We start from the raw sequence: 16,481 nt of genomic DNA on the forward strand, positions 1-16,481 counted from the left end.
GAGCGATTGTCGGATGGTCCGTGTAATCCGACGCGCCGCCCCCTGGATGTGCCGTGCCCCGCTTCAGCATCATCGTGCCCGCTCACCGGGTGCAGGCTTATCTCCCCGCCTGCTTGGCGTCCGTGCTCTCCCAGGACTACCGCGACCTCGAACTGATCGTGGTGGACGACGCCTCGCCCGACGCCTGCGGCGAGATCATCGCCGAGGCCACCGCGGCCGACGACCGGGTCACCGGCCTGCGGCTGGCCGCGAACGTGGGCCCCGGACCGGCCCGCAACGCCGGCCTGGCCCGTGCCATCGGGCGGTACATCCTCTTCCTCGACGGCGACGACACCCTGGCCCCCGGCGCGCTGGCCGCCCTCGCCGCCCGGCTGGCCGCCACCCGCGACCCCGCGCTCCTGCTGTTCGACCACGCCCGCGTCTCCTGGGACGGCACGGTCACCCCCGGCGCCCGCCCCGGGCTCCTCGGCGAACACGGCTCCCCCGTCGTCACCCTGGCCGACCGCCCCGCCCTGCTGCGGCTGCCGCCCGTCGCCTGGTCCGCCGCCTACCGCCGCGACCTCCTCGAACGACCCGGCCTGCGCTTCCCGCCCGGCCACTACCAGGACATCCCCTTCCTCTGGCCCGCGCTCGCCGCCGCCGAGTCCATCGCGGTCCTCGACCGGGTCTGCGTGCACCACCGGGGGCGCCGTACCGGAGGCCGGGCACGGAGCGCGGGCCGCGGCCACCTCGACATCCTCGTCCAGTACGAACGGCTCTTCGACCGCCTCGCCGCGCTCCCCGGCGGCGACCGGTGGCGCCCGGCGCTCTACCGCCGCATGGTCGACCACCTCAGCACCGTCTACCGCACCCGCGGCCTGCTGCGCGCCGCCGACCGCGCCGAGTTCTTCCGGCGCGGCGCCGCGCTCTGCCGCCGCCACCGCGCCGCGGCCGGCGCGACCGCGATCGGCGGCGGCCGACGGCGCGGCCGGGCCGGGCTGCGGCAGTTCCTGCTCCGCCTCGGCGCCCGCCGCGTCTTCCAACTGCTGTGGACGGGCCACCGCCTGGCCCGCCGCACGCGCGACCGGATCGGCGGCGGCCTGCGCGCCGCCCTGCTGCGCGCGCACTACCGCTGCCAGTTGCGCCGCCCGCTCGACCCCCGGCTCGCGGTCTTCGCCGGGGGCGGCAGCGGCGGCCACGCCTGCCAGCCGGCCGCCATCGAGGCGAAGCTGCGCGCGCTGGCCCCCCGCGTCCGCACCGCCTGGGTGACCGCCCCCGGACAGGAGCGCCATCCCCTGCCGGCCGGCGTGCGGCGGCTCGTGCCCGGCACCGCGCCCTACTGGACGGCGGTCGCCCGCGCCCGCTACCTGGTCAGCGGCACGGGCTTCCCCCCGGCCCTGGTCAGGCGCCCCGGGCAGCTCCGCCTCCAGACCCACCGGGGCACCCCTCTCGCGTACGCCGGACTGGACGCGCCCGACCGCGACATCCCCCGGCTGCTGCGCCAGATCGACGGCTGGGACTACTGCCTCTCCGCCAACCGTCACTCCACCCTCGCCTGGGAGGGCGCCTACCCGGCGGGCTACGTGACGCTGGAGTACGGCTCCCCCGCCGCCGACATCTTCCACACCGCCGACGCCGACGACGTGCTGCGCGTCCGGGCCGGACTGGGCATCCCCGACGGCGTGCTGGCCGTGCTCTACGCCCCGGCCCCCCGCCGCTATCCGCGCGGCCACCTGCCGGCGCTCGATCCCGAGCGGCTGGCCGGCCGCCTCGGCCCCGGCTTCCTGCTGCTCGTCCGCGACCCGTACGGCCCCCACGGTCCCTGCGCCCCGGGAGCCCACCCCGCCGCCGGGGTGCTCGACGTCAGCGGCCACCCCCGCCTGGAGGAGCTGTGCCTGGCGGCGGACGCGCTCGTCACCGACTACGCGCCCGTGCTGTTCGACTACGCCAACCTCGACCGGCCGATCGTCGTCCACGCCGTGGACTGGGAGGCGTACCGGGTGGTGCACGGCGCCTACTTCGACCTGCTCGCCGTCGCGCCCGGCCCGGTCACCAGGTCCGAGGAGGAGCTGCTGGCCGTCCTCGCCGGTCCGGGGCTGTGGACCGATCCGCGTCTCGCCGCGCCGCGCGCCGAGTTCAGGCGGCGGTTCTGCCCGTACGACGACGGGTTCGCCGCCGAGCGTGTCGTCCGCCGCTTCTTCCTCGACGGCGCGGGCGTGCCGCCCGTCGTTCCGCCCGAGGCCCGCCGACCCGCGCCGGGAGCGGTCCTGGTGCGGGCATCGGCTCCCCGACCCCGATCCGGACATCCCATCTACACCAGAGGTTGACCATGTCCTTTCTGATCACCGGCGGCGCCGGATACATCGGATCCCATGTGGTGCGCGCCCTCGCCCTGGCCGGCGAGCAGGTCGTCGCCTACGACGACCTGTCCACGGGCGACGCCTCGCGCGTCCCCGACGGCGTGCCGTTCGTGCAGGGCACGACGCTCGACCGGGGGCTGCTCGACCGAACGATCGCCGACCACCGGGTGACCGCCGTGATCCATCTGGCGGCCAAGAAGCAGGCGTGCGAGTCCATGGCACAGCCCCTGCGCTACTACCGGGAGAACCTGCACGGCCTCCAGATCCTGCTGGAGGCGGCCCGGGGCAACCGCGTCGGCCGGTTCGTCTTCTCCTCCTCGGCCACCGTCTACGGCGCGCCCGACACCGAGCCGGCCACCGAGGACACCCGCTGCGCGCCGGCCACCCCGTACGGGGAGACCAAGCTCGTCGGCGAGTGGCTGGTGCGCGACGCGGGCCGCGCCTACCGGATGTCCACCGCCTGTCTGCGACACGTCAACGTGGCCGGCGCCGCCGCGCCGGAACTCGCCGACACCGGCGGGGACGGGCTGATCCCGATGACGTTCGAGTACCTGTCGGCCGGCTCGCCGCCGCGCATCTTCGGCGCCGACTACCCGACGCCCGACGGGACCTGCGTCCGCGACTACATCCACGTCGAGGACCTGGCCGAGGCTCACGTCGCGACGGCCCGCGCCCTGGCCGAGCAGCCGGAACCGGAGCACCTGACGCTCAACATCGGGCGGGGCCAAGGGGTGTCGGTGCGCGAGATGGTGACGCTCATCGCCCAGATCACCGGCCACGAGGACCTCTCCCCGGTGGTCGCCCCGCGCCGGCCCGGCGACCCGGCCCGGGTGGTGGTCAGCCCCGAGCTGGCGGCCAAGCACCTGGGCTGGACCGCGCGCCGCGACGTGGCCGCGATGGTCACCTCCGCCTGGGCGGGCTGGCTGTGCCGGGGCACGGCCTGACCGAGACCTGACCCGGGCCCGGGCCCTGACCCGGACCGGCCGGCCGCCCGCCCGCCCGCCCGAAGCCGACCGGAAGCGGGCGCCCATACCCGGGCGCCCGCCCGCGCCGTCAGCGGTTGCTGCGCAGCAGCGTCCGCATCGTCCGCATCGCCACCGACAGGTTGGCCAGGTCGAAGCTCTCGGAGGACTGGATCTCCCCGAGCGTCGCCCGGGCCCGGCCCAGGATCGCGCTGCTCCGCTGCGACCAGGCCGCGAACCGCTCCTCCGGCGTGGCGTCCGGGCCGCCCGCCGCCAGCACATCGGCGGTGATCAGCTGGTGGGCCGCGTACAGGTCCTCCCTGATCGCCGTGCGCGCCATGGACTGCCAGCGGTCGGCGCGCGGCAGCTCGCTGATCCGGTCCTTGAGGCGGGCGATGCCGAGCTGGTCGCTGAGGTGGTAGTACACCTCGGCCACCTCCAGCACGTCGTGCCCGGTGCGGTCGGCGACGGCCACGATGTCCAGGGCCGGGAAGACGGCCGAGAAACCGGCGACCTGCTGGGCGACCTCGGCGGGGACGCCGTTGCCCGTCAGCTCGTCCAGCATCCTGCCGTACCACTCCTGGTCCAGGCCGCGCAGCAGCTTGGGCAGCTCCTGCCACACCTGTCCGACCCGGTCCGCGAACAGCTCGATCGTGTCGGCCAGTTCCAGCGGCTGCGGGCGGTTGTTGAGCAGCCAGCGGGCGCCCCGCTCGACCAGCCGCCGCGCGTGCAGCCGGACGCGGGTGAGAACCTTGGCCTCCACCTCGTTGTCCAGCCGCTCGGTGGTGTCCCAGATCTCGGCCAGGTTGAAGATGGCGCGCGACGCGGTGTGCGCCCGGACGATCTCCTCGGTCGAGGCGCCCGACTCCTCCTGCATGCGGTGGGTAAACGAGCAGCCGCCGGTGTTGACGGTGTCGTTGACCAACAGGGTGGTGATGATCTCCCGGCGCAGCGCGTGGCTCTCGATCCGGTCGGCGAACCGTTCCCGCAGGGCCGTCGGGAAGTAGTCGAAGAGCAGACGGCTGACATAGGGATCGTCGGGCAGTCCGGTGCCGAGCAGCTCGGCGGTGACCGTCAGCTTCACATAGGCCATCAGGACCGCCGACTCCGGCTGCGTCAGGCCCCGGCCGGCGGTGCGGCGCTCGCGGAACTCGTCGTCGGACGGCAGGAATTCCAGCTCGCGGTCGAGCAGACCGTCCTCGCTGAGCTTGCGGATGAGGCGCTGGTGGGCCAGCACCAGACCGGGCGCGGTGGTCGCGCCGTTGGCCAGGGCGACGTTCTGCGCGTAGTTGTTCCGCAGGACGAGCGCGCCGACCTCGTCGGTCATCCGGGCGAGCAGGGCGTTGCGCTGCTTGACGGTGAGATCGCCGTTGGCGACCACCGAGTTGAGCAGGATCTTGATGTTCACCTCGTGGTCCGAGGTGTCGACGCCCGCGCTGTTGTCGATGGCGTCGGTGTCACAGTGGCCGCCCGCCAGCGCGTACTCGACGCGACCGCGCTGGGTCAGGCCGAGGTTGCCGCCCTCGCCGACGACCTTGGCGCGCACGTCACGGCCGTCGACGCGGATCGCGTCGTTGGCCTTGTCCCCGGCGTCGGCGTGCGACTCGACGGACGACTTCACATACGTGCCGATGCCGCCATTCCACAGCAGGTCGACCGGGGCCTTCAGGATCGCCTTCATCAGCTCGGCCGGGGTCAGCGACGAGCCGCCGCCGTCGATGCCGAGCGCCGCCCGCGCCTGCGGGGTGATGACGATGGACTTGGCCGCGCGCGGGTAGACGCCGCCGCCCCTGGAGATCAGGGCCTTGTCGTAGTCCGCCCAGGAGGACCGGGGCAGCTCGAACAGGCGGCGCCGCTCGGCGAAGGAGACGGCCGGGTCCGGGTCCGGGTCGATGAAGATGTGCCGGTGGTCGAAGGCGGCCACCAGCTTGATGTGCTCGGACAGCAGCATCCCGTTGCCGAAGACGTCGCCGGACATGTCGCCGATCCCGGCGACCGTGAAGTCCCGCGTCTGGGTGTCGTGGCCCAGCTCGCGGAAGTGCCGCTTGACCGACTCCCAGGCGCCGCGCGCGGTGATGCCCATGCCCTTGTGGTCGTACCCGGCGGAGCCGCCGGAGGCGAAGGCGTCGCCGAGCCAGAAGCCGTAGGAGATGGCGACCTCGTTGGCGATGTCGGAGAAGGTGGCGGTGCCCTTGTCGGCGGCGACCACGAGATACGTGTCGTCGCCGTCGTGCCGCACCACGTCCTGGGGGGGAACGACGCGGCCGTCCACCAGGTTGTCCGTGATGTCCAGCAGGCCGGAGATGAACGTCTTGTAGCAGGCGATGCCCTCCGCCAGCCAGGCGTCACGGTCGGCGGCCGGGTCGGGCAGCCGCTTGCCGACGAAGCCGCCCTTGGCGCCGACCGGCACGATCACCGTGTTCTTCACTTCCTGGGCCTTCACCAGGCCCAGGATCTCGGTGCGGAAGTCCTCGCGCCGGTCGGACCAGCGCAGGCCGCCGCGAGCCACCTTGCCGAACCGCAGGTGGACGCCCTCGACCCGCGGCGAGTACACCCAGATCTCGAACGCGGGGCGGGGCTGCGGCAGCTCGGGAATGGCCTTGGGCTCCAGCTTCAGCGACAGATAGCCGTGCGGCGCGCCGTCGCCGTCGCGGGCTTGGCCCCTTCCCCCGCTTCCCTCGTCGGCGTTCTGGAAGAAGTTGGTCCGCAGGGTGGCCTTCACCACCGTCAGGAAGGAGCGCAGAATCCGGTCCTCGTCCAGATTCGCGACGTGCTCCAGGGCACCGTCCAGCTCCTCCAGCAGGCCGTCGATGATCTCCCGGCCGGCGCTCTGGCGCATCGGGGCGAGCCTGGCCTCGAAGAGGTTGACCAGCAGCCGCGCGGTGTGCGCGTTCTTCCGGAGGGTCGCCTCCATCGTCTCCTGGGTGAAGCGCGCGCCCGCCTGCCACAGGTACTTGGCGTAGGCGCGCAGCACCATCGCCTCGCGCCAGGTGAGCCCGGCGGCCAGCACCAGGGCGTTGAACCCGTCGTTCTCCGCCGCGCCCGTCCAAGCGGCGGAGAACGCCTCCTGGAACCGTGTACGGACGTCCCCGACCAGGCTCCCGGCCAGGGACTCGGGGACCCGCAGGCCGAAGTCGTAGATCCACGCGGTGGGCCCGGTGGCGGGCCGCAGCTCGTACGGCCGCTCGTCCACGACCTCCACGCCGAGGCACTGGAGGACGGGCAGCACGGCGGAGAGCGAGACCGGCTCGCCCGTCCGGTAGATCTTGAACCGCCGCTCGCCGGGCGCCGCGTTGACCGGCTCGTAGAGGCTGAGCGCGAAGTCCTCGCCGTCCCCGGGCCGCAGGCCCGCCACATACTGCACGTCCGCGACAGCGGCGCGCGGCGGGAAATCGGCCTTGTACCCCTCGGGGAAGGCATCCAGGAAACGGTGGCCCAGCTCGGCGGCCTGCTCCTCGCCGCACTCGGCCAGCAGCGCGTCCGCGAACCCGTCGCTCCAGGACCGGGACGCCTCCGCCAGCCTGGCCTCGATGCGCTCGACATCCGCCTCGGTCAGGTCCGGCAGCTCGGTGCCGGGCGCCACACGGATCACGAAGTGCAGCCGGGACAGCACCGATTCGGTGTTCCACGCGGTGAAGTCGACGTTGGTGCCGTCCAGCTCCTCGGTGAGGATGTCGATCAGCCGCAGCCGGACGGAGGTGGTGTACCGGTCGCGCGGCAGGTAGACGAGCGCCGAGTAGTACCGCCCGTACTCCTCCTGCCGCAGGAACAGCCGCAGCCGGCGCCGCTCCTGGAGGTGCAGCACCGAGGTGGCGATGCTGCCCAGCGTCTCCACGTCGGTCTGGAACAGCTCGTCGCGCGGATAGGTCTCCATGATCTGGAGCAGGTCCCGGCCGCTGTGGCTGTTGGGCGCGAACTTGGCGCCCGCCAGCACCTCCGCGACCTTGTGCCGGATGACCGGGATACGGCGCACCGACTCGGTGTAGGCGGCGGCGGAGAACAGGCCGAGGAAGCGGCGCTCGCCGACGACCTTCCCGTCCGCGTCGAACTCCTTGACGCCGACGTAGTCCAGGTAGGACCTGCGGTGCACGGTGGACCGGCTGTTGGCCTTGGTGAGGATCAGCAGCCGCGGCTCCCGGGCCTTGGCCCTGGCCGACGGCGAGAGCCGGATGAACGCGGCGGAGGCGGCCGGATGCTCGGCGTCCGGGTCGTGCGCGGGGTCGGCGCGCAGGATGCCGAGCCCGGTGCCGGGCACGGCCTGCAGCACGTCGCCCTCGCCGCCGTTGTCCTCGCGGGAGAGCCGGTACTCCCGGTATCCCAGGAAGGTGAAGTGGTCGGCGGCGAGCCAGCGCAGCAGCTCCCCGGCCTCCTCGACGTCCTCGGGGCGCAGCTCCGCCGCGAGCGGCTCGGTGGCCAGGTCCTCGGCGATCCGCAGCGCGGTGCCACGCATCCGCTGCCAGTCCTCGACGGACTCGCGCACGTCGTTGAGGACCCGGCGCAGATCCGTCTCGATTCCCCTGAGGTCGGCGTGGTCGGTCTCGCGGTCGATCTCGACGTGGATGAAGGACTCGATGACCGCGTCGTCCGGCAGCTCCCCGTCGGCGTCGGCGGCCTCAAGCACCTCCAGCAGCCGCCCCGCGACGTCGCGCCTGACGACGATCTGCGGGTGGATGACGAGGTGGATGCCGCGGCCCTGGCGGGACAGCTCGTTGGTCACCGAGTCGACGAGGAAGGGCATGTCGTCGGTGATGACCTCGACCACGGTGTGGCTGCAGGCCCAGCCCATCTCCTCGACGGTGGGCGTGTGGACGCGCACGTTGGCGGTGCCCTGCGGCCGGTTGGCGGCCAGCCGGAGATGCGCCGAGGCGGCACCGTAGAGGTCGACCGGATCGCGGTCGGTGAGATCCTCGGAGGCGATGAAGAGGTAGTAACGCTGGAGGTACGCGCGGAGGGCGGCGGAGTCCATACCGTGCGGGGGCCGCTGCCCCCCGGCACCCCCGTGCTCCGCTACCCGGGCGGCCTGTTCGAGTAGTTCAGCCTTGGCTTCGTCCAGCTTGGTGTGCATGTCCTCTGGCTCCTGTCGCGCGCCGTTGCGTGACGTCGAGAAACGGTCACCGGGCAGCGCTCGATCTCATACCTGGGATGCTCCCGGCGATGCGGACCAGTGGCGGACCTGGCCCGGATCAACACCGGGTGCCGAGAGGAGGCGGCGCTGCCTCCGGCCGGAACTCCAGCCGATATCGCACTGATCACGGAAGTAAGGCTATCGTCCCGCCCGCGCCCGGAAGCCCGCCATCGGGCGAAAAGTGGCGCCGCCCCCCGGCGCACCCGAAGCACGCGGCGGCGTGGCTCTCACCCCGGTCCCACCAGCTCCTCCGCGACCAGCACCGCCTCCGCGAGCGTGTCCACCACGGGGACCCCGGCGCTCAGCAGACTACGCCGGCTGTGCGATCCGCCCGTGTACAGCACGGCCTTGGCCCCCGCGTGGGCCGCCGCCTTCGCGTCGTCGGTCGCGTCGCCGATGATCACCACGCGCTCCGGGTCCATGCCCTCGACCAGCCCGGCGAGGGCGGCGACATGGCGGGCCATCTGCTCGGCCTTGCCCCGGACGACGCTGTCCCCGGTGTTCCCGTCGACGCGCAGGAAGTGCCCGTCGATCCCGAGCCGGGCCACCCACGACAGCAGCCGGTCGTGATGCGCGAGGGAGCAGACCGACTGCGTGTGCCCGGCCGACACCCAGTCGGCCAGCAGGGCCACCGCCCCCTCGGTGAGGCCGGCCGTGTCGGCGCGCGCGTAGTAGTGCCGATGGAAGGCCCTGTCCATGACGGCCCACTCCTCGTCGGTGGGCAGCCGGCCGAGCAGGCGCTCGTAGAACAGCGGGATCGGCACGCAGTACAGCTCGCGGTACCGCTCCAGCGTGATCGGCGGGATCCCCACCTCGGCGAACGAGGCGTTGGTCGCCTCGATCACCACGTCGATGTCGTGGAGCAGCGTGCCGTTCCAGTCCCAGACGATATGCCCCGAGCCGGCGGGAGGGATCCGTGTAGCCATGGGGTAAACGTTACGACCAACCACCGACAGCGCGGCCGTGGTGGTACCCGTCAGACAAGGCCGTCGATCTCCTGCACGCCGTACCACAGGAGCTCGTGGTCGGCCGCGCCGTCCACGGTGAACCGGGCGTCGTCGTCGCCCTCGTCCGCCGCGTGGATGACACCGGCCGCCGCCGCGACGTCCGGCTCGGCGTCGGCCGCGTCCACGTGGACCGCCGCCATCGTGGCCAGCGGCACCGCCTCGGTCAGCCGCACCTCCCCCAGCGCCTCGGCGTCCAGCGCCCGGTCCGGGTCCGCGACCGCGCTCTTGTCGGGCACGTCGGCCGCCACCACGACCCGGCGCCGGGGCGCCTCGGGATCGGCGGCGAGGAGCCGCAGCGAGGCCAGGGCGGCCCGGCTGAGCGCGGCGTACTCCAACTCCTCCTGGCTGCCGGAGAGATACCACTCGCGCAGCGCCGGGGTGACGGCGTAGGCGGTCAGCGGTGCCGGTCCGGCCTGCCCGGTCCGGTGCAGCTCGGCGAGCCAGGGCAGGGTGAGCGGAAGGTAGACGCGCATGAACGGCCGCTTTCTCGACGAACCTCGCCTCGCGTCGGGCGGTGCGGGAGAAACACACTGCCGGGCCCGGGCCGCGAGCGGGCTCACTGTACCAGGGCGGCGCGCGGCGCCCCGCCCGCTCCGGACGCACTTGCCGCTGCGTGATCACCCCGCTACACTCCGCGCTAGTTACCAGTCAGTAGCTTCATTTCGCGGGGGTGGCGACGCCATGAGGATCAGCAAGCGCGGCCCGGGTTCGGGCGCACCGCCGCCCAGGACCGATGCACGCCGACCGGCCCGGCCCGTGCCGGTGGGCCGCGCCCACCGGCCGCAGGACTGGTTCGCCCACCGGCTCCTGCTGGTGCTCAGCGGCCAGCGCCCGGTGCGGCTGCTGCTCGGCCACGCCGGAGCCACCGCCTACGACCAGCTCTGCCGCCTCGCCCCGCGCGCCCCGCTCCGCCCGCCACCGGGCGGAGCGGCCCCCGTGCTGCGCGGCGTCGGGGCCTGCCGCCCGAGCGCGGACGCCATTGAGGCGTTCGCTCGCGTCACGACCGGCGACCGCACCCGGGCCCTGGCCTTCCGTCTGGAACGCCGACCCGACGGCCGCTGGCAGTGCGCGGCGATCGAGCTGGACACGGTCCCCTGACCGGCCCCCGGCAGGCCGAAGGGGCCGGCCCCCCAGCGGGAGCCGGCCCCTTCGGCGCTTCGCCTCGGACCGCGCCGGGCGTCACTTCTTGCGGCGCCGGCCGCCCTTCTGGGCCTTCCGGCGCTCCGCGCGGGTCATCCCGGCCTGCGACTGCTCGGAGTCGCCGCCGTCGGAGGAGAAGTCGCCCTCCACCACGCCGCCCTGGCCGCCCGCGCCGTCCACGGTCGGCGCCGAGAAGTGCAGCCGGTCCGCGCGCTTGGGCGTCTCCAGGCCCTTGGCCCTGATCGCCGGGGCCGCCGGCCGGGGCGCTCCGGCCGGGACCGCCTCCTGCGGCTCGCCCGGCGCGGCCGGCTTGGCGCCGCCCTGCACGGGCACCTGCTCGACCTGCCGCTCGACCTGGACCTCCAGGTTGAACAGATAGCCGACGGACTCCTCCTTGATGCCGTCCATCATGGCGGTGAACATGTCGAAGCCCTCGCGCTGGTACTCCACCACCGGGTCGCGCTGCGCCATCGCGCGCAGCCCGATGCCGTCCTGGAGGTAATCCATCTCGTAGAGGTGCTCACGCCACTTGCGGTCCAGCACGGACAGCACGACGCGCCGCTCCAGCTCCCGCATCACCTCGGGGCCCAGCTCCTCCTCGCGCTTGGCGTACTGGCGGTGGATGTCCTCCTTGACGGACTCGGCGATGAACTCGGGAGTGAGCCCCTCCCGGCCACCGGCCTCCTCCTCCAGCTCCTCGACGGTGACCCGCACCGGGTAGAGCTGCTTGAACGCGCCCCACAGCCGGTCCATGTCCCATTCCTCGGCGAAGCCCTCGACCGTCTCGGCACGCACATACGCCTCGATCGTGTCGTCCATGAAGAACTGCACCTGCTCGTGCAGGTCCTCGCCCGCGAGCACCCGGGCGCGCTCGCTGTAGATGACCTCGCGCTGCCGGTTGAGGACCTCGTCGTACTTCAGGACGTTCTTGCGGATCTCGAAGTTCTGCTGCTCCACCTGGCCCTGGGCCGACGCGATGGCCCGGGTGACCATCTTGTTCTCGATCGGCACGTCGTCGGGAACGTTGGCCATGGACATCACGCGCTCGACCATCTGCGCTTTGAACAGCCGCATCAGGTCGTCGCCGAGCGAGAGGTAGAAACGGGACTCGCCCGGGTCGCCCTGGCGTCCGGAACGGCCGCGGAGCTGGTTGTCGATGCGGCGCGACTCGTGCCGCTCGGTGCCCAGCACGTAGAGCCCGCCGAGATCCTTGACCTCCTCGAACTCCGCCTTGACCGCCTTCTCGGCGCGGGCCAGCGCGTCCTGCAGGGCGGCCGACCACTCCTCCGTGTTCTCCACCGGGTCGAGGCCCTTGCTCCGCAGCTCCTCCTCGGCGATGTCGTCCGGGTTCCCGCCGAGCTTGATGTCGGTGCCGCGGCCGGCCATGTTGGTCGCGACCGTGACGGCGTTCTTGCGGCCCGCCTTGGCGATGATCACGGCCTCGCGCTCGTGGTTCTTCGCGTTGAGCACCTCGTGCCGGACCCCGCGCTTGTTGAGCTGCTGGGACAGATACTCGGACTTCTCCACCGAGGTGGTGCCGACCAGCACCGGCTGGCCGTTCTCGTACCGCTCGACGATGTCGTCGACGACCGCCGCGAACTTGGCGACCTCGGTGCGGTAGATCAGGTCGGACTTGTCCTCGCGGGCCAGCGGGCGGTGCGTCGGGATCGGGACCACGCCAAGCTTGTAGATCTGGTGGAACTCGGCGGCCTCGGTCATCGCCGTACCGGTCATGCCGGCGAGGCGGTCATAGAGGCGAAAATAATTCTGAAGGGTGATCTTGGCGAGCGTCTGGTTCTCGTCCTTGATCTTCACCCCTTCCTTCGCCTCGATCGCCTGGTGCATGCCCTCGTTGTAGCGGCGGCCGGCCAGGATGCGCCCGGTGTGCTCATCGACGATCACGACCTCGCCGTCGATGACGACGTAGTCCTTGTCGCGCTTGTACAGCTCCTTGGCCTTGATCGCGTTGTTCAGATAGCCGACCAGCGGGGTGTTCACCGACTCGTACAGGTTGTCGATGCCGAGCCAGTCCTCGACCTTGGTGACGCCCGCGTCGTGGATCGCGACGGTGCGCTTCTTCTCGTCCACGTCGTAGTCGCCGGTCTCCGGCTCCCCCCGGGTGGGCACGGCGGGGTCACCCGGCTCCAGGCGCTGCACGAGCTTGGCGAAGTCGGCGTACCACTTGGTGGCCTGGTCGGCGGGGCCGGAGATGATCAGCGGGGTGCGCGCCTCGTCGATGAGGATGGAGTCGACCTCGTCGACGATCGCGAAGTTGTGCCCGCGCTGCACCAGCTCCTCTTTGGACCAGGCCATGTTGTCGCGCAGGTAGTCGAAGCCGAACTCGTTGTTCGTGCCGTAGGTGATGTCGCACGCGTACTGCTGACGGCGCTTGGACGGCGGCATCCCCGAGGAGATGCAGCCGACCGAGAGCCCCAGGAAACGGTGGATGCGGCCCATCCACTCCGAGTCGCGCTGGGCCAGGTAGTCGTTGGTGGTGATCAGGTGCACGCCCTGGCCCGACAGCGCGTTGAGATACGCGGGCAGGGTGCCGGCCAGGGTCTTGCCCTCACCGGTCTTCATCTCCGCGACATAGCCCATGTGCAGCGCCGCGCCGCCCATGATCTGCCCGTCGTAATGACGCTGGCCCAGCACGCGCTTGGCCGCCTCGCGGACGGTGGCGAACGCCTCCGGCAGCAGGTCGTCCAGGGTCTCGCCGTCGGCGAGGCGCTCCCGGTACTCGTCGGTGAGTGCCCGCAGCTCGGCGTCGGACAGGTCCACGAAGTCCTCTTCGATGGAGTTCACCTGCTTGGCGACGCGCTGCAGCCTGCGCAGGATCTTGCCTTCGCCTGCACGCATGATCTTGTCGAAGACGGACACGAGGGCTGGTCTCCTTGCCGGTCGGGCCTGGCGCGGGTATCGATTGCGCGGGCACAGCGAGATGGCCCCGCCGCATCGGCCATGGTATGCGAGCGCCGGGACGAGTGTCAGTGCTCGGATCTACGATCGCTCGCATGACTGCCGTCGTTCTCGAACTCTCCTCCGACGAGGCCCGACGCATCGCGCTGCGCGCCCAGGGGCTGCTGGGCGCGCCCGACCGGGCGGCCGGCGTGCGCGGCGTGCTGCGGCGCCTGGGCGCGGTGCAGCTCGACACGATCTCGGTGCTCGCCCGCTCCCACGAGCTGCTGCCGTACGCGCGGCTGGGCGCGGTGGGCAGACCGGCGGTGGAGGAGGCGTTCTGGTCGGGCGGCCACTCCTTTGAGTACTGGTCGCATGCCGCCTGCGTGCTGCCCATTGAGGAGTGGCCGCTGTTCGCCTTCCGCCGCCGCTCGTACGAGGCGCGGGGGGTGTGGGGCCACCGGCTGGCCCCCGGGGCGTATGAGTCGGTGATCGCCCGGCTGCGCGCCGAGGGACCGTTGACGGCGACGGAGCTGGGCGGTTCGAAGAACGGCGGCCCGTGGTGGGACTGGAGCGACGCGAAGGTCGCGGTCGAGCGGGCGCTGGCGCTGGGCGAGGTGGTGTGCGTCGAGCGGCGCGGCTGGAAGCGGGTGTACGACCTGGCCGCGCGCGCGGTCCCGGAGAAGCTGTTCCACGACGACCTGGACGACGACGAGTGCGTGCGCCGCCTCGTCGCCCAGGCGGGCGCGGCGATGGGTGTCGCCACGCAGGCCGATCTCGCCGACTACCACCGGCTGACGGGCGCGTGGGTGGAGCGGGTGGTGCGGGACACCGGCCTGGTCGAGGTCGAGGTGGCGGGCTGGGGAGCGGCGGACGGCCGGACCGCGCGGCACCGCGCGTGGGCCGACCCGGCCGCCCTGGCCTCGCCGCCGCGCGGGCGGCACCGCACGACGCTGCTCTCACCGTTCGACTCCCTGGTCTGGGACCGGCCGCGCACCGAGCGGATCTTCGGATTCACGCACCGGCTGGAGGCGTATGTGCCCAAGCCCCAGCGGATATACGGGTATTTCTCGATGCCGCTGCTGTCTGGCGGGAAGCTGCTGGGCCGGGTGGACCCGGCCCGCGAGGGCGGCACGCTGGTCGCCCGGCACGCGGCGTTCGAGGGCCCGGCGGCGCGGGCGGCGAGGGCGATACCGGCGATGGCGGAGGCCCTGGCCGAGGCCGCGCGGTGGGTGGGGTGCGGGGGCGTGCGCGTGGAGCGGACGAGCCCGCCCGAGCTGCACCGCCCGCTGTCGGAGGCGGTCGCGCGCGTCGGCTAGCCCGTCTCCAGATCCAGGATCTTCTCGCGCATCGCGTAGACCACGGCTTCCATCCGGGAGTGCAGCTGGAGCTTCTCCAGGATGTTGCGCACGTGGTTCTTCACCGTGTTCTCGCTGATGAAGAGCTCCTTGGCGATGTCCCGGTTGTTCCGGCCGGTGGCGACCAGCTTGAGCACCTCCAGCTCCCGGTCGGTGAGCCTGGGGGCCGGGACGAGGCGGCGCTCGTCGGTGCGCTGGATCAGCGACTTGAACTCGGTGAGGAGCTTGGCGGCCATCGACGGGCTGATCTGTGACTGGCCGTCGGCCACGGCCCGGATCGCCGCGGTGACCTCGTCCGTGGAGATCTCCTTCAGCAGATAGCCGGTGGCGCCCGCCTTGATGGCGTCGTAGAGGTCGGCCTCCTCGTCGCTGATCGTCAGCATGATGATCCGCGCGCTGGGAGCCACTTCCTTGATGGACGTGCACGCCTCGATCCCGCCGCGGCGCGGCATCCGCACGTCCATCAGCACGATGTCGGGCAGCAGGTCGGCGGCCTTCTCCACGGCCTCGGCGCCGTCCCCGGCCTCGCCGACGACCTGGATGTCCTCCTCGTGGGCGAGCACGATCTCCAGCCCCCGCCGGAACAACTCGTGGTCGTCGACCACGAGCACCCGGATCGGCTCCCGCTGCTCCCGGGACGGGCCGGAGGGGATCACGCGGGCCTCGCCGCGCTGGCCCCGGGACATCGTGGGTCCGAAAGTGTCCACCATCGTCGTTCCCCCTGCCGGTCGGTACGCGCCTGCCACAATCGGCAACCCCATGATTCCATGGCGACACCCCTGGCCAGATCCGTGATCCGGCCCGGGGTGCCTGTCGGGGGTGCGCGGTTCAGCCGCCGAGCACGCCGCCGGCCTCCTCGGGAGCGACCTCGGCGAGCGGATCGGTCTCCACGTGGATCACCCCGTAGTCGTAAGCGTGCCGCCGGTAGACGACGCTGGGCTGCTTCGTGTCGGAGTCGACGAAGAGATAGAAGTCGTGCCCGACCAACTCCATCTCGTAGAGCGCCTGCTCCAGCGTCATCGGCGCCGCCTTGTGGGTCTTCTCCCGGACCACCAGCGGGCCGTCGCCCTCCACCACGATCGAGCCCAGCCGCCGCACGGGCGGCGCGTCGTCCTCGACCACCGGGGCCGCCCCGCGGCCGTTGATCGACGCCGCGTCGGGCACCACCGCCGCGACCTCACTGGCCGGGATCCGGTCGCGGCCCCGACGGCAGCGACGCTTGTCGTGCTGCCTGCGCAACCGGGATTCCAGCTTCTCCACCGCGAGGTCCAGGGCGGCGTAGGCGTCGGCCGCGGCAGCCTCCGCCCGCACCACCGGACCCCGGTGCCGCAGCGTGATCTCCACCCGGTCGGAACGGTCTGCCTGGCGAGGGTTGTGCTCCTTGGACAACTCCACGTCCAGGCGGATCACCTTGCCGTCGATCCTCTGGATCTTGTCAAGCTTCAGCTTCTCGGCCACATGCCGCCGGAATCGCTCCGGCACCTCGGTCTTACGGCCCTTGACGACGATGTCCACGCAGAACTCCGTTCCCGGGCGACCCCGCCTGTCCGGCGGCGCGCCCGTCGTGCACTGGAACCGGAAGTGCCGGTGTACGCGGCACCCTTCCGGCGTTACATCGGGTACGACTTCACCTCCTTCTCCCCCAAGAGGAAGAT

General features: G+C 72.2%; 10 protein-coding genes. 4 read left to right on the forward strand and 6 right to left on the reverse strand.

The window, feature by feature from the left end; all coding sequences use genetic code 11:
• Window positions 1-53 precede the first annotated feature (53 nt).
• Both OIE51_RS09630 and galE read left to right on the forward strand, forming a co-directional pair.
• Complete coding sequence (locus tag OIE51_RS09630; RefSeq protein WP_326596945.1) at window positions 54-2,306, forward strand: bifunctional glycosyltransferase/CDP-glycerol:glycerophosphate glycerophosphotransferase; 2,253 nt, start codon at window positions 54-56, stop codon at window positions 2,304-2,306.
• A gap of 2 nt (window positions 2,307-2,308) precedes the next feature.
• Window positions 2,309-3,283: a UDP-glucose 4-epimerase GalE gene (gene galE, locus OIE51_RS09635; RefSeq protein ID WP_326596947.1), complete on the forward strand. Its 975-nt coding sequence runs from the start codon at window positions 2,309-2,311 to the stop codon at window positions 3,281-3,283.
• Between the two features lie 109 nt (window positions 3,284-3,392).
• On the opposite strand, the gene OIE51_RS09640 is transcribed toward galE, so the two are convergent.
• The 3 genes from OIE51_RS09640 to OIE51_RS09650 form a co-directional block, all read right to left on the reverse strand.
• Window positions 3,393-8,366 (reverse strand): NAD-glutamate dehydrogenase, encoded by a 4,974-nt coding sequence (locus OIE51_RS09640; RefSeq protein WP_326596948.1) that lies wholly within the window; start codon window positions 8,364-8,366, stop codon window positions 3,393-3,395.
• A 287-nt stretch (window positions 8,367-8,653) separates the two neighbouring features.
• Window positions 8,654-9,352 carry an HAD family hydrolase gene (locus tag OIE51_RS09645; protein WP_326596950.1) on the reverse strand — a complete coding sequence of 233 codons (699 nt, stop codon included), beginning with the start codon at window positions 9,350-9,352 and terminating at the stop codon, window positions 8,654-8,656.
• 50 nt (window positions 9,353-9,402) lie between these two features.
• Entirely contained in the window at window positions 9,403-9,906 is a 504-nt protein-coding gene (locus OIE51_RS09650) for a DUF6912 family protein (RefSeq protein WP_326596952.1), read from the reverse strand.
• A gap of 208 nt (window positions 9,907-10,114) precedes the next feature.
• Here OIE51_RS09650 and OIE51_RS09655 point away from each other — a divergent pair, with 208 nt between their 5' ends.
• On the forward strand, window positions 10,115-10,531 hold the full coding sequence (locus OIE51_RS09655) for an Rv3235 family protein (RefSeq protein WP_326596954.1): 417 nt from the start codon (window positions 10,115-10,117) through the stop codon (window positions 10,529-10,531).
• 81 nt (window positions 10,532-10,612) lie between these two features.
• On the opposite strand, the gene secA is transcribed toward OIE51_RS09655, so the two are convergent.
• Window positions 10,613-13,450: a preprotein translocase subunit SecA gene (gene secA, locus OIE51_RS09660; protein WP_326596956.1), complete on the reverse strand. Its 2,838-nt coding sequence runs from the start codon at window positions 13,448-13,450 to the stop codon at window positions 10,613-10,615.
• 134 nt (window positions 13,451-13,584) lie between these two features.
• Between secA and OIE51_RS09665 the strand changes: the two genes are divergently transcribed.
• Complete coding sequence (locus OIE51_RS09665) at window positions 13,585-14,787, forward strand: winged helix-turn-helix domain-containing protein (RefSeq protein WP_326596957.1); 1,203 nt, start codon at window positions 13,585-13,587, stop codon at window positions 14,785-14,787.
• Here the strand turns inward: OIE51_RS09665 and OIE51_RS09670 are convergent.
• Together OIE51_RS09670 and hpf are read right to left on the reverse strand one after the other, a co-directional pair.
• The gene (locus OIE51_RS09670; protein ID WP_442811894.1) at window positions 14,784-15,536 is read right to left on the reverse strand and encodes a response regulator; all 753 of its coding nucleotides are present in this window, start codon (window positions 15,534-15,536) and stop codon (window positions 14,784-14,786) included. The two genes, OIE51_RS09665 and OIE51_RS09670, sit on opposite strands and share 4 nt — an antisense overlap.
• A gap of 118 nt (window positions 15,537-15,654) precedes the next feature.
• Window positions 15,655-16,341, reverse strand: a complete 687-nt coding sequence (gene hpf, locus OIE51_RS09675; protein WP_326596959.1) for a ribosome hibernation-promoting factor, HPF/YfiA family — start codon at window positions 16,339-16,341, stop codon at window positions 15,655-15,657.
• Window positions 16,342-16,481 lie beyond the last annotated feature (140 nt).

The organism is Streptomyces sp. NBC_01803 (assembly GCF_035917415.1).
Classification (GTDB): Bacteria; Actinomycetota; Actinomycetes; order Streptomycetales; family Streptomycetaceae; genus Streptomyces.